The organism is Paraburkholderia sp. SG-MS1 (assembly GCF_012275575.1).
Taxonomy (GTDB): domain Bacteria; phylum Pseudomonadota; class Gammaproteobacteria; order Burkholderiales; family Burkholderiaceae; genus Paraburkholderia.
In genome coordinates, this window is sequence record NZ_NPIH01000230.1 from 52,033 (window position 1) to 67,881 (window position 15,849).

A 15,849-nucleotide genomic window follows, 5' to 3' on the forward strand; every position below is an offset into this window, starting at 1 on the left:
AGATTACCTTGGTTTTATCTTCAATCCACCCCAGGAGTCATCGTTATGAGCACCGAACTCGTCTCACTCGACGCAAGCAAACTCGCCGAATTGATTCGCACGAGGGAAGTTTCGCCGGTTGAAGTCGTGCAGGCGCATCTCGATCGGATCGATGCCGTCGACCGCAAGATCAACGCCATCGTCACGGTCGCCGACGACGCGATCAAAGCCGCAAAAGCCGCTGAAGCAGCGGTGATGGCCGGTCGCGAACTTGGGCCGCTGCACGGCGTTCCTTTCACGGCGAAAGATGCCATCGACACCGCCGGCGTCATGACTCAACGCGGCTCACCGATCTTCAAGGGCCGCGTGCCCGAGATCGACGCGACCACCGTCGTTCGTATGAAAAAAGCGGGCGGCATCCTGCTCGCAAAGACCAATCATCCCGAGTTCTCTTTCTGGTTCGAAACCGACAACCTGCTTTCGGGACGCACGCTGAATCCGTGGAATCTGGATCGCACGCCGGGCGGATCGAGCGGTGGTGAGTCCGCCGCCATTGCAGCGGGCATGTCGCCGATCGGCCTCGCCACCGACGTTGCGATTTCGATCCGAGGTCCTGCGGCCCTGACTGGGGTCGTCGGGCTCAAGGCGACCCACGGACGCATTCCGATGACGGGCATCTGGCCACGCGTGCCGCGCCGTTTCTGGCATGTCGGCCCGATCGCGCGTTCGGTGCGCGACGTCGCGCTCGCGTACTCGCTCCTCGCGGGCCCTGACGGTGCCGATGGTTTTTCGACCGCGCCCCTTCACCTGGATACGGCGTGGGATCGTCGCCGGGCCGCCCGCTTCGCGTGGGTTGGCTCGTCGATGCGTTCGCGCCAGTCGATGCCGACGTCGCCGCGACTGTGCGCGCGTCGGCCGAGGTCCTAACCAGTCTTGGCATCGCCGTTGAGCCGGTGCGTATTCCGGTGCTGGAAGAGATCAACGCGCTTGAGCTGCTATGGAAACTCCAGGTGATGGAAACGAAGCCCGCGTTTAAAAAAGTGACGGCTGGCCACGAAGACAAGATTTTCAAGCACGTGCAAGGCGTCTACGACACGCCGGACACGTCGATCGCCGATTTCGTCGACGCGGAGCAGAAGGCGGAACAACTGCGCGACGGATTCGCCGCGTACTTCCAGCACTACGACGCGCTGATCTGCCCGGTGACGACCGTGCCGGCGCACAAACACGACGCGACGGAATTCGACATCGACGGACAAAAGGTGTCGTCGTTGCACGTGATGAGCGCCACTGCGCCGTTGAGCGTGACCGGGCTGCCGGGGCTGTCACTGCGTTTCGGCACGAGCCGCGAAGGACTGCCGATCGGCGTGCAGCTCGTATCGCCGTGGATGGCGGAATCGACGATCCTGCACCTGGCTTCGCTGCTCGAGGCCGTAAGTCCAGTCCGCGGTCTTCATCCCGACATGTCCCGCATCTGAACTTCCTGAGGAGAAAAGTCATGCGCCTCGTTCGCTTCGATCTGTTGAAAGGCGAGCGTGCCGCGTATCGTCAGCAAGGCGGCAACGCTGCGTATGAAGCGATGCCCGATGCGGATGTGCCGCTGACCGACCGCTTCGTGATCGTCAGTGAACACGAAGCGGACAACTTTCAGTTCGGCAAAACCTGTCTCGGCGTGGAGCGCAACGGCGATCCATGCGCAGCGCGTGGCCCGGTTCGATCTCTCCAAGAACCCCCGACATTGAGACGCGCAAACTCGCACCTTACCTGCTCGACGTGCGACCCACCCATGTCGGTGAGGTATTCCTCGCGGCGTTCGACCGGATCTTCGGCGCATACTGAGCGATAATAGGGTGGCTTTGCGCGAACGGGGCGACCCTCGTATCCGCAAATCAACCTCAAATCTGTGACCATTCACTTCGCTGTTGCGCTTCACCCTTGAAACCGCCACAGGGAACCTCGGCTGGAGATGCGATGCAATTCGACAAGCAACAGGAGAGGCTCAGGCGCAGTGGCGCAGCCGTGCGTCCTGGTCCGCCGAGCTTATTGGCGAAGGTACTAGCCGTGGTGATAGGCGCAGCGCTGCTCGTCGTGGGGTTTGCCGTTTCGCTTGTGATGTTGGCAGTGGCGCTTGGCGCAGGCATTGCGATCGGCGGTTTCGTCTGGTGGAAGACACGTGATCTGCGCAAGCGGCTTCGTGAGCAGGCGATGCAGGCGCAGCAGATGCGCGAGCGCGCGGGCCAGCGCATGGATATTGGCGACGTGATCGAGGACGTCGAGTTCCGCGACGAGACTCGACAGAAATAAGCGCTGCACCGCGACTGCGCACGCGCCGCGGCGTTACCGGCCGCGGGGGGCCGGAAATTGGCTGTGGATCAAATAATCGACTCGGAGTCGAGCGAGTTGTTTTCAATCTATGCGATGCATGCGGCGAGCACGGCACTCCAGATTGCAGACAGATCCCGGTCTTTGACACGCAGATGGCCGAGGGCGAACTAGCTCTTGCAAACTCGCCGTGGCGGTTGATCGGAATGGTAACAGTGCGCCGGTCTCTTCGCCGTGTTCAGGAGAGCAGTGACCCATAGCGGGCGGCGTTCCCACCGAAGAAGCACACTGCGGGGTGGCGATCTGAAGCAATGTGCGGGGCTCGACGCGTTCGGCAGCCCAGCTCGGCTACCGGCTTACGACTGCAGAGCCGCCAACCGCCCGAACCACAGACCTTCAGGCACGTTCCGCTCGAGGAATATGTTGCTGGCGAAGTCCGGATTGCGCTCAGGAAAATCTTCGCGGTAGTGACCGCCGCGACTCTCACGCCTCGCAATCGATGCCGAAGCCATCAATTCACCGACCTGGATCAAATTCGCCAATTCGATGCCCCGCATGAGCTCAGCGGCCGTGCCGATCACCGTGTCCTGAAACAACTGGTCTCGCGTCTCTCTGCAGACCCGTCTGAAGGTCTGAAGCCCGACTTCCTCGCGCACGATCAGCAAATACCGGTTTGCACTCTGCTGAATCCGTGCCTTCAATTCGTCCACCGTGTGCCTGCCCCTTCGGCGGAATTGCGTGGCGACCGTGCGATTGTCGTCCAAGGCTCCGGTCGTCGCGCAGTGCGTTATCTTTTTTGCGCGTTCGGCCGCAGCGATCCCCGCGCGGCGGCCGAAGACCTGACACGTCAAGGCCATATTGCCGCCGAGACGGTCGGCGCCATGTGGACCCGCTGCCACCTCACCCGCAGCGAACAGACCCTTCAGATTGGACTGAGCGTTTTCGTCGATGTATAAACCGCCGTTGATCGCATGCGCGGAACAGGTGATCTGCACTCTGTCGCGATAAAGGTCGACGCCGTGCCCCTTATACCATTGGCAGGTTAGCGGCCACATCCTTGCAATGCTGCGGCTCTTGTCGGCCAGTATCGATTCGAGATCACATCCGACGAAGTCGAGAAACACGCCGCCTTCAGCGGTGCCGCGGCCATCGTTGAGTGCCTTCTGAATCGAAATCTCGACGTAGCGTGAGATGTCGCTTGAGCTGAATGGAAAATGCCGCTCTTTTTGCCGAATAACATCAGCCTGAGCGAGCCCCGCCGGCAGATAGTCAGGGACGAACGCCCTGCCATCGCGGTCGGTGAGATTCGGATGCGCGTCCCACAGGTAATTGCCGAACAGGTTGACGAAAGGCGTCAGCACGCTGACACCGGCCTGCATGAACTCCATGTTGACCAGTCTCGCGCCCGCGCGATAAGCCATTGCATAGCCGTCGCCGGTAATGTCCGATGGGTAGAGGTTCTGGGCGAACAGCTGACTCGCTCCGCCGGTGGTAAGAATCGTCGACTTGGCACGGATCAGCACCGGGTTCCCATCCGAATCGATCGCGTAAGCGCCGAGACATTCGCCGTCCTGCGAAAGCAGGTCGACGAGCATCAACCGGTCCATGACCTTGATACCTCGCCGGGACGCTTCAGTCCCCAGTGATTTCACGATTGGTTTGAAGTGCTCATGAATCACATGCGAGCGCGGCTTGGAAGAAAAGCATGCGCGGAAAACCAGGTAGTGGTCATCCTCGCGCTCAAACTTTACGCCGTACTGTTCGAGATAGCGCAGGGAGTCCTGCGCTTCGTTCGCGAGAATCGCGCCCAGGCGCGGGTCGGCCATGCCCTGAGCGGCATGCAGGATATCGGCGAGAAAAACATCAGGATTATCGCTGGGATCCCCTGCTCCGTCCGGCACATTGAAGGCCCCTACTTCGGCTACGCTATGAAACGTAGCGCCGCTTTTGCGAAATTCGCCTTTGATCACGACCAGCACGTCAGCGCCGCTGGAGTCTGCCTCGAGCGCAGCCCGCAACGCGGCGCCGCCGCTGCCAACAACGAGCACATCCGTACTGACTTCCCTGTACCTGTCACTCATGCCTGCTTCTCCTGTTTTGATCGACACGCGCGGCACGCTCGCCGCAAGGACGGCTTCATACTCGCCTCACGCAACTCCGCCTTTTGCCGCGTCCGCGGCAACGGCCTCGTTGGCAACGCCGATTACGCCGTCCGCCAGCAACGAGTCGATCATCGGCCGGTTCATTCCCAACCCTGACAGGATGTCGATCGTGTGCGCGCCCAGTCGCGGCGGCGGCGTGCGGATAACCGGGGCGCTGCCGTTGTAGCGCACCGGGTGATTGACGAGCGTCACCGGGCTGCCGGTTGCACCTTCGACTGTCTCGAAGCTCTTCAAGTGGCGCACCTGCGGATCGGCGACCACCTGGGCATAATCGTTGACGCGTGTGTGCCAGACATGATGCTGCTCGAAAAGTGGCAACCAGTGCGCCGTCGTGTCCTGCGCAAGCCGGCGCGCAAGCTGGTCGGAGATTTCCTGCTGCGCGTCGAACGCACGCTTCGCGGGAATCCGTTCCTTTTCCGGGATCTCGAGGACCTGATAGATGATGTCGAGAGGACTCAGCGACAATGCGATGAAACCGTCCGCAGTTGCGTATATGCCGTATGGCGCGGGAAAGTACCAACCTGCTAGCCGCCCCGCCTGTCGCACGTCGTCATGGCCGTCACCGTTCAGGAAGCATGTGAGAGACTCCTGTTGCAGATCGAGCGCAGCCGCCAGCAAGCTGACGTCGACCCGGCAGCCCTCGCCCGTACGCTCACGGTTGAGAAGTGCCGTCAGGATGCCGTTCGCATACAGCGCAGCGCCGTGATGATCGACGACGGACACGCCCACCGCGCGCGGACCGTCCTGCCGCGTCCCGGTAATTGTCGCGATTCCCGACATGGCCTGAATGATCAGGTCCTGCCCCGGCCGGCCGACATAGGGTCCGTCAGGACCGAATCCCGAGCCGGACGCATAGATGATGTCCGGCTTGATTGTTTTGAGTACCTCATAGCCCAATCCCAGCTGTTCCATCACACCGGGACGGTAGTTCTCGGCGACAACGTCGACTTGAGGCAGCAAGCTCATGACGATATCGATCGCCCGCGGGTCCTTGAGATTCAGCGCCAGACTGCGCTTATTGCGATTACCCATCAGAAGCAGCATCGTCTGTCCATCGATGGCGCGGTTCGCCCCGCCCCACTTGCGCTGAAATGCGCCGTCGACTGGTTCGACCGATATGACTTCGGCCCCGCAATCGGCGAGGTGCTGCACGCCTAAAGGTCCCATCAGAAAATGATTGAAGCTGAGAATGCGGATACCGTTCAGCGCGTTCATGCAATCTCCGTTACGTCGTGAGTCCGGCTATCTGGCGAGGTGGACCGAGGCCCTGCTGAACCCCGCGCCGCCCTGAACACTCGAAAGGCCCCCCATGGATACCTGCTTCGATGCCGGTCAGAACTCAAGGCAAGCGTTGCCAATCGCCATCGAAAAGCGCATGCGCGACGCACCAGCGATCAGCGACCCTTGAAGTGCGGCAGCCGCTTTTCGACGAATGCGCGGTGGCCTTCGGCGCGATCCTCGGTCTTGAACACGTCGAGATTTGCCTGATGCTCGCGCTCCAGGCCTCGTTGAAGGCTGGTCTCGAACGAATCGAGCACCGCGCGCTTGGCCAGTCGGATCGCGAGCGGCGCGCGGGCAGCGATCAGCGAAGCGATCTCGATAGCGCGCGCGATGCTGCGTGCCGGCGCGACGACCTCGGTCACCAGTCCGTGGCGCTCGGCCTCGGCTGCCGTCAGCGGCTCGCCGGTAAGCACGAGTTTCATCGCCAGTGTCTTGCCGAGCGCCCGCGGCAGGCGCTGGGTGGCGCCATCGCCCGGGAGCGCGCCGATGGCGATTTCTCGCTGCGAGAAGGTCGCGTCGGCCGCCGCGACGACGATATCGGCCAGCATCACCAACTCGTGGCCGCCACCAATGGCGAAGCCGTTGACTGCCGCGATCAGCGGTTTCGGAAAGGTTTCGATCGCCTTCCAGCTCGCGAGGCGCACCGGGTCTGCATACGCTGCGACCCCGCGTGCCGCCATGTCGGCAATATCCGCCCCGGCGCTGAAGAAACGCTCGCCGCCGGTGAGCACGACAGCCCTGACGTCGCCGCTGACTTCGGCTGCCGCGAGCACGCGCGCCAGTTCCGCCAGCAGCGGCACACACAACGCATTGCGCTTATCGTGATGATTCAACGTGATCAACCAGACAAACTCAACCGGTTGTTCCAGCTTCAGGTACTGCAGGTCCTCGCAGGCGGCCAGCGGGACCGGCGCCGCGCCGCTTCGCTCGATGTGAGCCGTGTTCATGATGAGCCTCCCGGTAATTCGATCGCTTTACGCGTGCGAACAGTCGCCGCATACGGGGTCGTGGAGATTCGGCCGGCGGCGTGCAGCCGACGGCCCATCGTCGTCGTGTTATTTGATTGCCAGCAGGTTCGGCAGGAAGCGTGGGATATGCGGGAAGACAATGATCAGCAGCAGGTCGACCGCCAGCGCGAAGATGAACGGCAGGATCGCCCGAGTCGCTTTTTCGACAGACACACCGCCGATCGATGCAGCCGTAAAGAGGCAAAAGCCAATTGGTGGCAGGTTGATGCCGATGGCCGAGTTGACCAGTACGATGACGCCGAACACCACTGGGTCGATATGCATCTGCACGACGAGCGGCAGGAACACGGGGATCACCACCGCGATACTCGAGATCGTTTCCAGTACCGTATGGGCTGCCAGCAGGAAGAGATTGATGAGGATCAGCAACACGAACGCGCTGGTCGTCACGGCCAGGAAGCTGTTGGCGACGTGCAACGGGATTTGCGCCTCGATCAGATAGCGGCCGAGCACGAACGCGAGCCCGAGAAGAAACGATACCCGCGTGGTATTGATGGCCGTGCGCGTGAGTATTTCCCTGAAGTGCGACAGCTTGAGCGACTTGAAGATGAAGGCGCTCACCAGCGTCACATAGAGCGCCGCGACGACGCCTGCCTCAACCGGCGTGAAGACGCCGCCGAGGATGCCGCCCAGAATGATCACAGGAGTCAGCAACGCCCAGATCGCCTGTCTGAACGTGGTCCACAGCCGCGCGGCGGAAAACGGTTCGACCGCCGTATAGTTCTGGCGCACGGCAGTCACGTAGTTCACGAGCATGAAGGATACGACCACCAGCAGCATCGGCACGATCCCCGCGACGAACATCGTTCCGACCGAAACGTTGGCGGTGTACGCATACACCAGCATGCTCATCGACACGGGCGACAGTAGTCCGAGCGAGCCCGCTGCCGACTGCAGCGCCACTGCGAACGCGCGCGAATAGCCCTGCTTGACCATTCCCGGAATCATGACCGAGCCGATCGCTGCGGTATCCGCAGTCGCCGAACCGGAGAGGTCGGCGAAGAACATGCTTGCAACGATCGTCACCTGCCCGATGCCCCCGCGCATGAACCCGACAAGCGCCTGCGAAAAGTCGATGATCCGGCGCGAGACGCCGCCCGCATCCATGATGGCGCCTGTCAACATGAAGAACGGGATGGCGAGCAGGCCGACGTTATTCAAGTTCGAAAACAGCTGCTGCGGAATCACCAGCAGCGGAGTTCCATTCAGCGTCAATGCAATCGTCGCCGCAATGCCGATGCAAATGGCCACCGGTACACCCAAGCCGAGAAATCCGGCGCCTAGAGCGAGTGCCCACATGTTGATTCACCTCAGATATGTTCGGAGACGCCCTGCAACAGAGAGGGCCTCGTTTGCGCGCCGGGCGCGAGATGGGAAACCGCGATGCGCACCGCGGAATGAAAGACCAGCAACGCGCCGCAGACGGGAATCGAGAGATAGGGGTACACCATCGAGATCGGCAGAGAGGTCGCCGTTTCGGTGCCCATCAGCTCCAGCATGTCGCCACCATACATGACGAACACCACGCCGAGCCCAAGGACGACACAGTCGGTCAGGTCCGCCAGTGTCTGCGCGAAGGCGGGCGGACAACGATCGGCCAGTATCCGCACTTCCGGATGAACCCGCAGCTTGGCGCCTGCCGCCGCACCGAGACACGTGAGCCACACGAACAGATAAGCCGCGAGCTCGTCGGACCACGACAGCGAGTTGTGCAGGATGAAGCGAAAGACCACCCCGAGGCCAGCGACGAGCACCATCATGAGAAGCAGTCCACCGCATAGGAACAGCGTGATCTTCAGGACCAGGTCGTCGATCAACAGGAGATTACGGGCAAGCTTTTCCATCGCACTCTCCCCTCATTTCGAAGCGACAGCGGACTTGTCGGCCGCCTTGATTTCCTGATAAAGCGCCTGGCCATCGGGAATGTCGCTGAGCAGGCTCTGGCGCGCCCTTTCGGTCGCGGAGGCCCATGACGCTGTGTCGATCCCGGTCACCTGGGTGCCGTTCTTCTTCATCGTGGCGAGCGCGTCGTCGTACTCATGCTTGTATTCCTTCACGTCATACTCCGCGGCGATGGCGGCAGCTGCCTGAAACGCCTTCCGTTCGTCAGGCGAAAGACGCGTCCAGGCGCTCTTGCTCATTGCCAGCACCACGGGCAAGTAGTTTACGTGGGTCAGGTAGTAGTGCTTCGCGACATCGGAAAATTTGTCCTGAATGAACTGCTCGGGGGAGGTGTCGCCGCCGTCGACCAGGCCTTGCGACAGCGCCAGAAATAACTGGTTATAAGGCAGCGGCGTCGGGTTTGCGCCCAGTGCCTTATAGCCTGCGATGTAGCCGCGACTCTGCATCACTCGCACTTTCATATCCTTCATGTCACCGAGCGAGCCGACGGGCTTTTTCGCCGTGAACAGATTGCGTTCGCCTACCGACAGCCACGTCAGGCCGATCATGTTGACCGCCGGCATCATGTCGAGGAACTTGCGGCCGACCGGCCCTTGCAGAACCCGGTTGGCGTCGTCGATGCTGCTAAAGAGATAAGGCGTATCGAAAATCTGCCACTGCTTGATCGTGTTTCCGATCGGCGCCTGTGCGGAAATCATGAGCTCCTGGGTACCGGTGCGCAGCGCTTGCGCCATCTGCACTTCGCCGCCGAGCTGTGACTGCGGGAAGATCTCGATCTTGACCTTGCCGTGGGTTCGCTGCGCGACCTCCTTCGCGAACACCTGGGCAGTCAACTGATAGTGGTTGTCCGGAGCGAGGGTGTGGCCCAGCTTCATGACGATCGGCTCGTCCGCACAGGCAATGCTTGCGACGAGGACGCCTGCTGCGAGCAGCGTACCTACCGTCATGGCGCGTCCTGCGCGACGCGCGCTAAAGAATGATTTCATTTCGTCTCCTTCCGTACTGGAATGTAATTTTCGCGCCGCATCAGGTCGATCCATCTGCAGGCGCTTCAAGTATTCGTGAGTGCACGCAACGGGCGTTAGGACCGCTCGCCAGATTTCTGGTACTTTTTTACGGCGTATTCGATAGCAAGCTCTTCCCGGACTGTCTGGCGATTTATTCGGCGCACATGAGGGGGGGGGAAACCCTTGGCGATACTGACGAATCGCTGACCGGGGGCTATCCGCGGGCTCCTTGCGGAGCAGACGAAGACTGATATCACTGCGTGCATCCAGTCAAAAAAATCCAAGCATTTGCCCAAACCGTCCTAACGGTCAGCAACCCGCACTGATTAGATTTGAGTCACGCCCGCCGGCCCCAATCAACAAGGAACAGGCCGGCTCCTCAACCGACTCTCACTTTCAGAACCGCCATGGCCAAACGCCCGCACATGGATTGTTACGCGGTCGGCGACACTGCCGATTTCGCCAAGACCGTCACTGAATTCGATATCTACGGCTTCGCCGGCATCGTCGGCGATTTCTATGCCGTGCATTTGAACGAGGAATTCGCCAAAACCACGCGCTTCGAGAAGCGCATCGCGCAAGGATGTCTATCGGTCGGTTTCTTATCGACTGTGATGGGCTATATGGCGCAAAAGGCGCCGAGCCCCGGTGCGGTTTCTTACCGCTACGACATTACGTTCAACGCGCCGGTATTTATCGGCGACACCGTCACTGCCCGGCTCACGCTGCGCGAGAAGGACGACGATCGCAACGTATGCGTGTTCAGAGCTGAGGTCACGCGCCAGGACGGCACAGTGGTCGCATCTGGCGATACCTATCTGAAGGTGCTGTAACACAGCGCCCTGCCTTTAACCCCTCTCCCGCTTTTCACAGAGTCGAACATGCCGCATTGGTTAAACGAACAACACACCGCGATACGTGACGCCGTGCGCCGTTTCGCGGAAAACGAAATCGCTCCTGTCTCGGAAGAGCTTTGGGAAGCGGAAGCCTTTCCTTACGACATCTGGAAGCGTGCCGGCGAGCTCGGCTTCGCCGGCCTGCCCTATCCGGAGAGTTGGGGTGGCGGCGGTGGCGAATGGCTTTCCTATGTGATCGTGTTGGAGGAACTCGCACGGATAGATTGCGCAATCGCCAACTCGCTCATGGCCAATTCGACGGTCGCGAGCCTGCTCTCCAACTATGGCACCGATGAGCAAAAGGACCGCTATTTGCGCCCTATCCTCGACGGCCGCAAGGTCGGCGCGATCGGATTATCGGAGCCCAACGCGGGTTCCGACGCGGCCAACATCGCGACGCGTGCTACGCTGGAAGGCGACCAATGCGTCATCGATGGATCAAAGACCTTCATTAGCAACTCCGGCACGGAAGTGACCGGACCGGTCGTCATCGCCGCGGTAACGGGCACGCGCCCTGACGGCCGCAAGGAAATTTCCAACTTCATCGTGCCCAACGGCACCCCCGGTTTCAGCTATGGGCGCAAGCTGCGCAAGATCGGCTGGCGCGCATCGAGCACCTACGAGTTGTACTTCGAGCGCTGCGCGATCCCGGCCGCCAACCTGCTCGGCGAACGCGGCGCGGGCTTGCGACAGACGCTCGCCCAGATCAGCACGGGCCGAATCCTGATCGGCGCGCTCGCGCTAGGCCTCCTGCAGGGTTCACTAGATCGGTCGATCGCGTATATGAAGGAGCGGCGCGCATTCGGCAAGCCGATCGCCGAGTTCCAGGCACTGCAGTTCAAGATTGCCGACATGGCGGCCCATGCGCACGCCGCGCGGCTGATGCTCTACGATGCCGCCGCGCGGAAAGATGCGGGCGTTCGCTTCGATCAGCAGGCGTCGATGGCCAAGCTTTTCGCCACCGAGCGGGCGATGGAGGCGGCTCATCAGGCGTTGCAGATACACGGCGGGTACGGCGTGATGAGCGAGTACCCGGTCTCGCGCGCATTCGGCGACGCCAAGGTGCTGGAGATCGTCGAGGGCACCTCGGAGATTCAAAGAATGATCATTTCGCGAAACCTGCTTGCCTGAGCCATCAGTCAAACAGATACGGACACGCGCTCAGGAGACAAGTCATGCTGGAAGGCATCAAGGTGTTAAGTTTTACTCACTTCTTGCAGGGCCCCGCCGCCGTGCAGATGTTGGCCGACGTCGGCGCGGACGTGATCAAGATCGAACCGCCGGGCGGCGCGTTCGAGCGCAGTTGGACCGGCTTCGACGCGTATGTCGAAGGGGTGAGCATGTTCTTCCTGCTCGGCAATCGCAATCAGCGCAGCATCTCGCTGGATCTGCGTGACGAGCGCGCGAGAGAGATCGTCTGGCGGCTGATCAAGGAAGCCGATGTCCTGATCGAAAACTACCGCCCAGGCGTCCTGCAGCGCATGGGCTTCGGTTACGACGATGTCCGCGAGATCAATCCGCGCCTTGTGTACTGTTCGTGCACCGGCTACGGGTCATCGGGGCCATATCTCAAGCGGCCAGGGCAGGACCTGCTGCTGCAGGCCATAAGTGGCATGACGATGCTCTCCGGCGAAGCCGATTCCCCGCCCACGCCGGTCGGTTCCGCGATCGTCGACCAACACGCGGCGGCGTTGGCGGCCTTCGGCGTCGTCGCGGCCTTGCAGGCGCGTGAACGTACCGGCAAAGGCACGCTGGTCGAAAGCAATCTGCTCAACGCGGCGCTCGATCTTCAGATCGAGCCGTTCACCTACTACCTGAACAAGGGCCCACTCTGGCCGCGCACAAACCCGCCGACCGGTAGCCGGTTCCATCCTGCACCCTACGGGATTTACCGGACGCTCGACAGCTGGATCGCCGTTTCGCTGACGCCCACCGAGAAGCTGGCGGCGGCGTTGTCTCAGCCCATGCTCGCCGGCTTCTCGCACCCAAAGGACAATGTGCGCCGCCGCGAAGAATTGAACCGCATCGTGTACGAGGCGCTGACCACGCGCACGACGGCCGACTGGATGACGACTTTCGACGAGCACGACATCTGGTACGCGCCCGTGAACGATTACGATCAGGTCGAAGCCGACCCGCAAGTGGCGCACAACCGCATCATCATGGACGTTGACCATCCGCAAGCCGGGCCGGTTCGTTTGCTCGCGCATCCGGTTCGATACGACGGCGCAGCACCACCGCTCACCCGACAGCCGCCGCGCCAAGGCGAGCACACCCGCGAGGTGCTCGCCGAACTGGGCTACGAGCCGCACGAAATCACTACGCTGGTCGAAGCCGGCACAGTGCTGACCGAGCGGAGAACCGCATGAACACTCATCTGAATCAGAGCCACGAGATGCTGCGCTTCGACGATATCCCGATTGGCCGCTGCCGGATCCTCGTGCGTACCATTGCGGAAAGTGACGTCAACGCTTTCGGCCATCTGTCGGGCGACCTGAATCCGTTGCACATGGATCAGCAGTTCGCGGCACGCACGCCGTTCGGCCAGCGCGTGGCGCACGGTCTGCTGACCGCGGCATTGGTGTCGACGACGCATACCGGGTTGACCGGTCCCGGCTTCGTCTACGTTGGGCAGGAGTTGCGCTTTCTCGGACCGGTCTTCATCGACGATACGATCAAAATCCATGTGACCGTAGTCGAGAAGAAACCCGCCAAGCGCATCCTCGTGATGGACACGATGGTTCGCAATCAGGACGGCAAGCCGGTGCTGAGCGGACTGTCGGCGCTGAAGGAATTGCGTTTCCAATGAGCTGAGGATCAGCACGCGAGGCCGACCTGTGCGGGTTTTCGACAACAGCCGTCACGCCGCTTTGCTATTTACAATTACACTACTTTCGATGCCGAACCGGCGAAGGAGAAACAGCACGCTTGACTTGGCCGGGGGGTCAGCAGGCTAAGCGAGCCAGATAAGTGCGCTGGATGCAGGAGACAAATCAGATGCCAAGCGGTTGTGGTTGTGAGTTGCCGGTCTTCAAGATCGCCCACTACGAGTATGGGTCGCGAATCAAGTCGATCGATTTTCATCTCGCGCCTCTCGAAGATATGAAATCGACGTTGCCGTATCCTCATCGGCACGAGTTCTATCACATTGTCTGGGTCGAGTCGGGCAGCGGTCACCACATCATCGACTCGATTCGCTACGAGGTGCGGCCCAATACGCTGTTTTTCATGGCCCCCGGCCAGATCCACGATTTCGCGTTGTCCGAAGACACCGTCGGGCACGCGATCAGTTTTTCGTCGGAATTTTTCGCCTTCAAGGTGCAGAACCGCCATTCGCAGACCGAGATTCCCGTCTACGATTTCGAGCGAATTCCGAACACGGTTTATATGAGCGACGCACAGGCTCAGGACCTTCGTCGTGTGCTGGATGGAATCAATGCGGAATATCAGGGTGAAGAGGCAGGCTACGAGGACGTGATCTGGTCATATCTGCGGGTTCTGCTAATCAAGTCCGCGCGCCTGGGCGGCGACGCCGTCACCGAGGTCAATTCGTCGCGTAGCGTGCTGTTGTCGCGACGCTTCAAAAGTCTGCTGGAAAAACACTTCACCACGATCCACGACGTCGCTCGCTACGCATGCCTGCTGAACGTCACGGAACGCGCGCTGAACGATGCAACGCGCCAGGCACTCGGCAGCACCGCGGCCAAGCTGATTCGTGAACGCGTGATGCTGGAAGCGAAGCGTCTGTTGCTGCATTCCGAGATCAATGTGGCGGAGATCGCAACACAGCTTGCCTTCGACGACCCGGCCTACTTCAGCCGATGTTTTCGCAAGCATACGGGCCGCTCGCCAATCGACTTCCGCCGAAGCCTGGAAAAATTGAGCATCTGAAGCAGTGGCACGACAGACGTCCGGTGCGAGTAGAAAAGTCCAACATAAGCCGCACTTCGTCCTAACTGCCAGAACCGCCGCACTCCTAGAATTTGCCTGTCCCCGTCGCTCGGGAAACGTGAAAGTAATCAGGAGAGAAAGGCGTGAATGCTTTGCACCAGGATCAAGGGCTGTCCTCTGAGCGGTCCGCTTTGTTCACCGGCATCCTCGACCGCATGGCGGCCAAAGTTGCAGAGGACGAGCCGACGCTCGGCGTCGAATTCCCTCAGATCACGGCGCCCGATGGAAAGTGGGTGCTGCTTCCGGCGTCGCTGTCCGCAGGCTATAGCGGTTCAGCGTGGAGCCACGGCAACTGGTTTTGCGGGTTCTGGGTCGGACTTCTGCTGACGTCGTATTTGCACACCGGCGAAGACCAATACCTCTCGTGGGCCCGCGAGCGCATGCGCCTCGTCGCGCAACGCGCGCAGGATCCCAACACGCACGACATTGGCTTCATCTTCGACAGCAGCGCCGTCCCCGGTTATGAAATCACCCGCGACCCGTGGTACGCGCAAATTGCACTGGAAGCCGCGGACAAATTGCGCGCGCGTCTTGTCACCACGCGCAGCGGCGCCTATCTCGCTTCCTGGGGCCCGCTCGACGATCCGCGCGGACGCAGCGCCTCAGCGATCGACACGATGGCTAATCTATCGTTGCTTTACTGGGCGGCGAACCATTCCGGGGACGGCAGTTATCGCCTCGCCGCCGAAGCGCACTCCGTCATGACCGCGAAGGCGTTTATCCGTCCCGACGATTCGACTTACCACGCGGTCGAGTACGACGTGACAACCGGTGTGCGGCGGCGCGGCTACACGTTTCAGGGCGCATTCGACGAATCGGCGTGGAGCCGGGGCCAGGCGTGGGCCGTCTATGGCTACGTGAACACGGCGCGTGAAACCGGCAAGCGCGTCTGGCTGGATCTTGCAGGGCGGCTGGCGGCGTACTATCTGCGCCGGCTCGATGGACGTCCGGTGCCACCGTGGGATTTCGACGCCACTGGCGCGGACGCGCAAATCAAGGACACTGCCGCAGCAGCGGTAATGGCGTCAGCGCTGATCGAGATGGGCCGTCTGCATCCCGATCCTGCCGAGGCGGTTCGCTGGCGCGAACACGGACTTGCGATGCTCGAAGCGCTATGTCGAGACGAGTTTGCCTACGAACCTGCGCAGCGCGGACTCCTGAGGAATTCCTGCTATTCGAAGCCGCACAATGAAGGCGTCGACGGCGCTACGATGTTCGGCGATTTCTTCTTCGCCGAAGCGCTGAGTCGCGTGATGCTGCCAGGCAGGCTTCGGCCCGACACGCAACGCGTATCGCTCGCCTGAAGCGTACCTCCTTCGCG

At 61.2% G+C, this 15,849-nt stretch carries 16 protein-coding genes; 10 read left to right on the top strand and 6 right to left on the bottom strand.

The features are described from left to right. Positions 1–45: 45 nt before the first annotated feature. The 4 genes from CIC12_RS33670 to CIC12_RS21480 all read left to right on the top strand — a co-directional run bounded on the left by CIC12_RS33670 (position 46) and on the right by CIC12_RS21480 (position 2,283). A complete protein-coding gene (locus CIC12_RS33670) occupies positions 46–906 on the top strand; it encodes an amidase (RefSeq protein ID WP_274597565.1) in 861 nt (286 codons plus the stop codon). Next, positions 828–1,457, top strand: coding sequence for an amidase family protein (locus CIC12_RS33675; protein WP_342030555.1), 630 nt, complete (start codon positions 828–830; stop codon positions 1,455–1,457). The genes CIC12_RS33670 and CIC12_RS33675 overlap by 79 nt, the downstream gene beginning before the upstream one ends. 20 nt (positions 1,458–1,477) lie before the next feature. Beyond that, the gene (locus tag CIC12_RS21475; RefSeq protein WP_168666750.1) at positions 1,478–1,825 is read left to right on the top strand and encodes a tautomerase family protein; all 348 of its coding nucleotides are present in this window, start codon (positions 1,478–1,480) and stop codon (positions 1,823–1,825) included. Positions 1,826–1,950: 125 nt separating this feature from the next. Then, positions 1,951–2,283 (top strand): hypothetical protein, encoded by a 333-nt coding sequence (locus CIC12_RS21480; RefSeq protein ID WP_168666752.1) that lies wholly within the window; start codon positions 1,951–1,953, stop codon positions 2,281–2,283. A 374-nt stretch (positions 2,284–2,657) separates the two neighbouring features. Here CIC12_RS21480 and CIC12_RS21485 read toward each other — a convergent pair whose 3' ends face one another. From CIC12_RS21485 to CIC12_RS21510, 6 genes are all read right to left on the bottom strand, one after another. Continuing rightward, positions 2,658–4,382, bottom strand: a complete 1,725-nt coding sequence (locus CIC12_RS21485) for an FAD-binding protein (protein ID WP_168666754.1) — start codon at positions 4,380–4,382, stop codon at positions 2,658–2,660. A gap of 66 nt (positions 4,383–4,448) precedes the next feature. After that, positions 4,449–5,678, bottom strand: a complete 1,230-nt coding sequence (locus CIC12_RS21490) for a CaiB/BaiF CoA transferase family protein (protein WP_168666756.1) — start codon at positions 5,676–5,678, stop codon at positions 4,449–4,451. 179 nt (positions 5,679–5,857) lie between these two features. After that, the gene (locus CIC12_RS21495) at positions 5,858–6,691 is read right to left on the bottom strand and encodes an enoyl-CoA hydratase-related protein (protein ID WP_168666758.1); all 834 of its coding nucleotides are present in this window, start codon (positions 6,689–6,691) and stop codon (positions 5,858–5,860) included. 108 nt (positions 6,692–6,799) lie between these two features. Beyond that, positions 6,800–8,071, bottom strand: a complete 1,272-nt coding sequence (locus tag CIC12_RS21500; protein ID WP_168666760.1) for a TRAP transporter large permease — start codon at positions 8,069–8,071, stop codon at positions 6,800–6,802. An 11-nt stretch (positions 8,072–8,082) separates the two neighbouring features. Beyond that, entirely contained in the window at positions 8,083–8,616 is a 534-nt protein-coding gene (locus CIC12_RS21505; protein ID WP_168666762.1) for a TRAP transporter small permease, read from the bottom strand. A 12-nt stretch (positions 8,617–8,628) separates the two neighbouring features. Further along, on the bottom strand, positions 8,629–9,714 hold the full coding sequence (locus CIC12_RS21510; protein WP_238812777.1) for a TRAP transporter substrate-binding protein: 1,086 nt from the start codon (positions 9,712–9,714) through the stop codon (positions 8,629–8,631). Positions 9,715–10,013: 299 nt separating this feature from the next. Between CIC12_RS21510 and CIC12_RS21515 the strand changes: the two genes are divergently transcribed. From CIC12_RS21515 to CIC12_RS21540, 6 genes are all read left to right on the top strand, one after another. Beyond that, entirely contained in the window at positions 10,014–10,514 is a 501-nt protein-coding gene (locus tag CIC12_RS21515; RefSeq protein ID WP_238812779.1) for a MaoC family dehydratase, read from the top strand. Between the two features lie 48 nt (positions 10,515–10,562). Then, positions 10,563–11,708 carry an acyl-CoA dehydrogenase family protein gene (locus CIC12_RS21520; protein WP_168666767.1) on the top strand — a complete coding sequence of 382 codons (1,146 nt, stop codon included), beginning with the start codon at positions 10,563–10,565 and terminating at the stop codon, positions 11,706–11,708. 44 nt (positions 11,709–11,752) lie between these two features. After that, a complete protein-coding gene (locus CIC12_RS21525) occupies positions 11,753–12,946 on the top strand; it encodes a CaiB/BaiF CoA transferase family protein (protein WP_168666769.1) in 1,194 nt (397 codons plus the stop codon). Then, the gene (locus CIC12_RS21530; RefSeq protein WP_168666771.1) at positions 12,943–13,386 is read left to right on the top strand and encodes a MaoC family dehydratase; all 444 of its coding nucleotides are present in this window, start codon (positions 12,943–12,945) and stop codon (positions 13,384–13,386) included. Before CIC12_RS21525 ends, CIC12_RS21530 begins: the two co-directional genes overlap by 4 nt. A gap of 188 nt (positions 13,387–13,574) precedes the next feature. Further along, a complete protein-coding gene (locus CIC12_RS21535; protein ID WP_168666773.1) occupies positions 13,575–14,468 on the top strand; it encodes a helix-turn-helix domain-containing protein in 894 nt (297 codons plus the stop codon). A gap of 143 nt (positions 14,469–14,611) precedes the next feature. Then, on the top strand, positions 14,612–15,832 hold the full coding sequence (locus CIC12_RS21540) for a glycoside hydrolase family 88 protein (RefSeq protein WP_168666775.1): 1,221 nt from the start codon (positions 14,612–14,614) through the stop codon (positions 15,830–15,832). The last annotated feature ends 17 nt before the right edge of the window (positions 15,833–15,849 follow it).

Coding starts and splice junctions, on each gene's coding strand:
- CIC12_RS21525 (WP_168666769.1), top strand. CDS start 11,753: ATGCTGGAAGGCATCAAGGTGTTAAGTTTTACTCACTTCTTGCAGGGC.
- CIC12_RS21475 (WP_168666750.1), top strand. CDS start 1,478: ATGCGCCTCGTTCGCTTCGATCTGTTGAAAGGCGAGCGTGCCGCGTAT.
- CIC12_RS33670 (WP_274597565.1), top strand. CDS start 46: ATGAGCACCGAACTCGTCTCACTCGACGCAAGCAAACTCGCCGAATTG.
- CIC12_RS21505 (WP_168666762.1), bottom strand. CDS start 8,616: ATGGAAAAGCTTGCCCGTAATCTCCTGTTGATCGACGACCTGGTCCTG.
- CIC12_RS21500 (WP_168666760.1), bottom strand. CDS start 8,071: ATGTGGGCACTCGCTCTAGGCGCCGGATTTCTCGGCTTGGGTGTACCG.
- CIC12_RS21510 (WP_238812777.1), bottom strand. CDS start 9,714: ATGGATCGACCTGATGCGGCGCGAAAATTACATTCCAGTACGGAAGGA.
- CIC12_RS21530 (WP_168666771.1), top strand. CDS start 12,943: ATGAACACTCATCTGAATCAGAGCCACGAGATGCTGCGCTTCGACGAT.
- CIC12_RS21480 (WP_168666752.1), top strand. CDS start 1,951: ATGCAATTCGACAAGCAACAGGAGAGGCTCAGGCGCAGTGGCGCAGCC.
- CIC12_RS21490 (WP_168666756.1), bottom strand. CDS start 5,678: ATGAACGCGCTGAACGGTATCCGCATTCTCAGCTTCAATCATTTTCTG.
- CIC12_RS21535 (WP_168666773.1), top strand. CDS start 13,575: ATGCCAAGCGGTTGTGGTTGTGAGTTGCCGGTCTTCAAGATCGCCCAC.
- CIC12_RS21485 (WP_168666754.1), bottom strand. CDS start 4,382: ATGAGTGACAGGTACAGGGAAGTCAGTACGGATGTGCTCGTTGTTGGC.
- CIC12_RS21495 (WP_168666758.1), bottom strand. CDS start 6,691: ATGAACACGGCTCACATCGAGCGAAGCGGCGCGGCGCCGGTCCCGCTG.
- CIC12_RS21520 (WP_168666767.1), top strand. CDS start 10,563: ATGCCGCATTGGTTAAACGAACAACACACCGCGATACGTGACGCCGTG.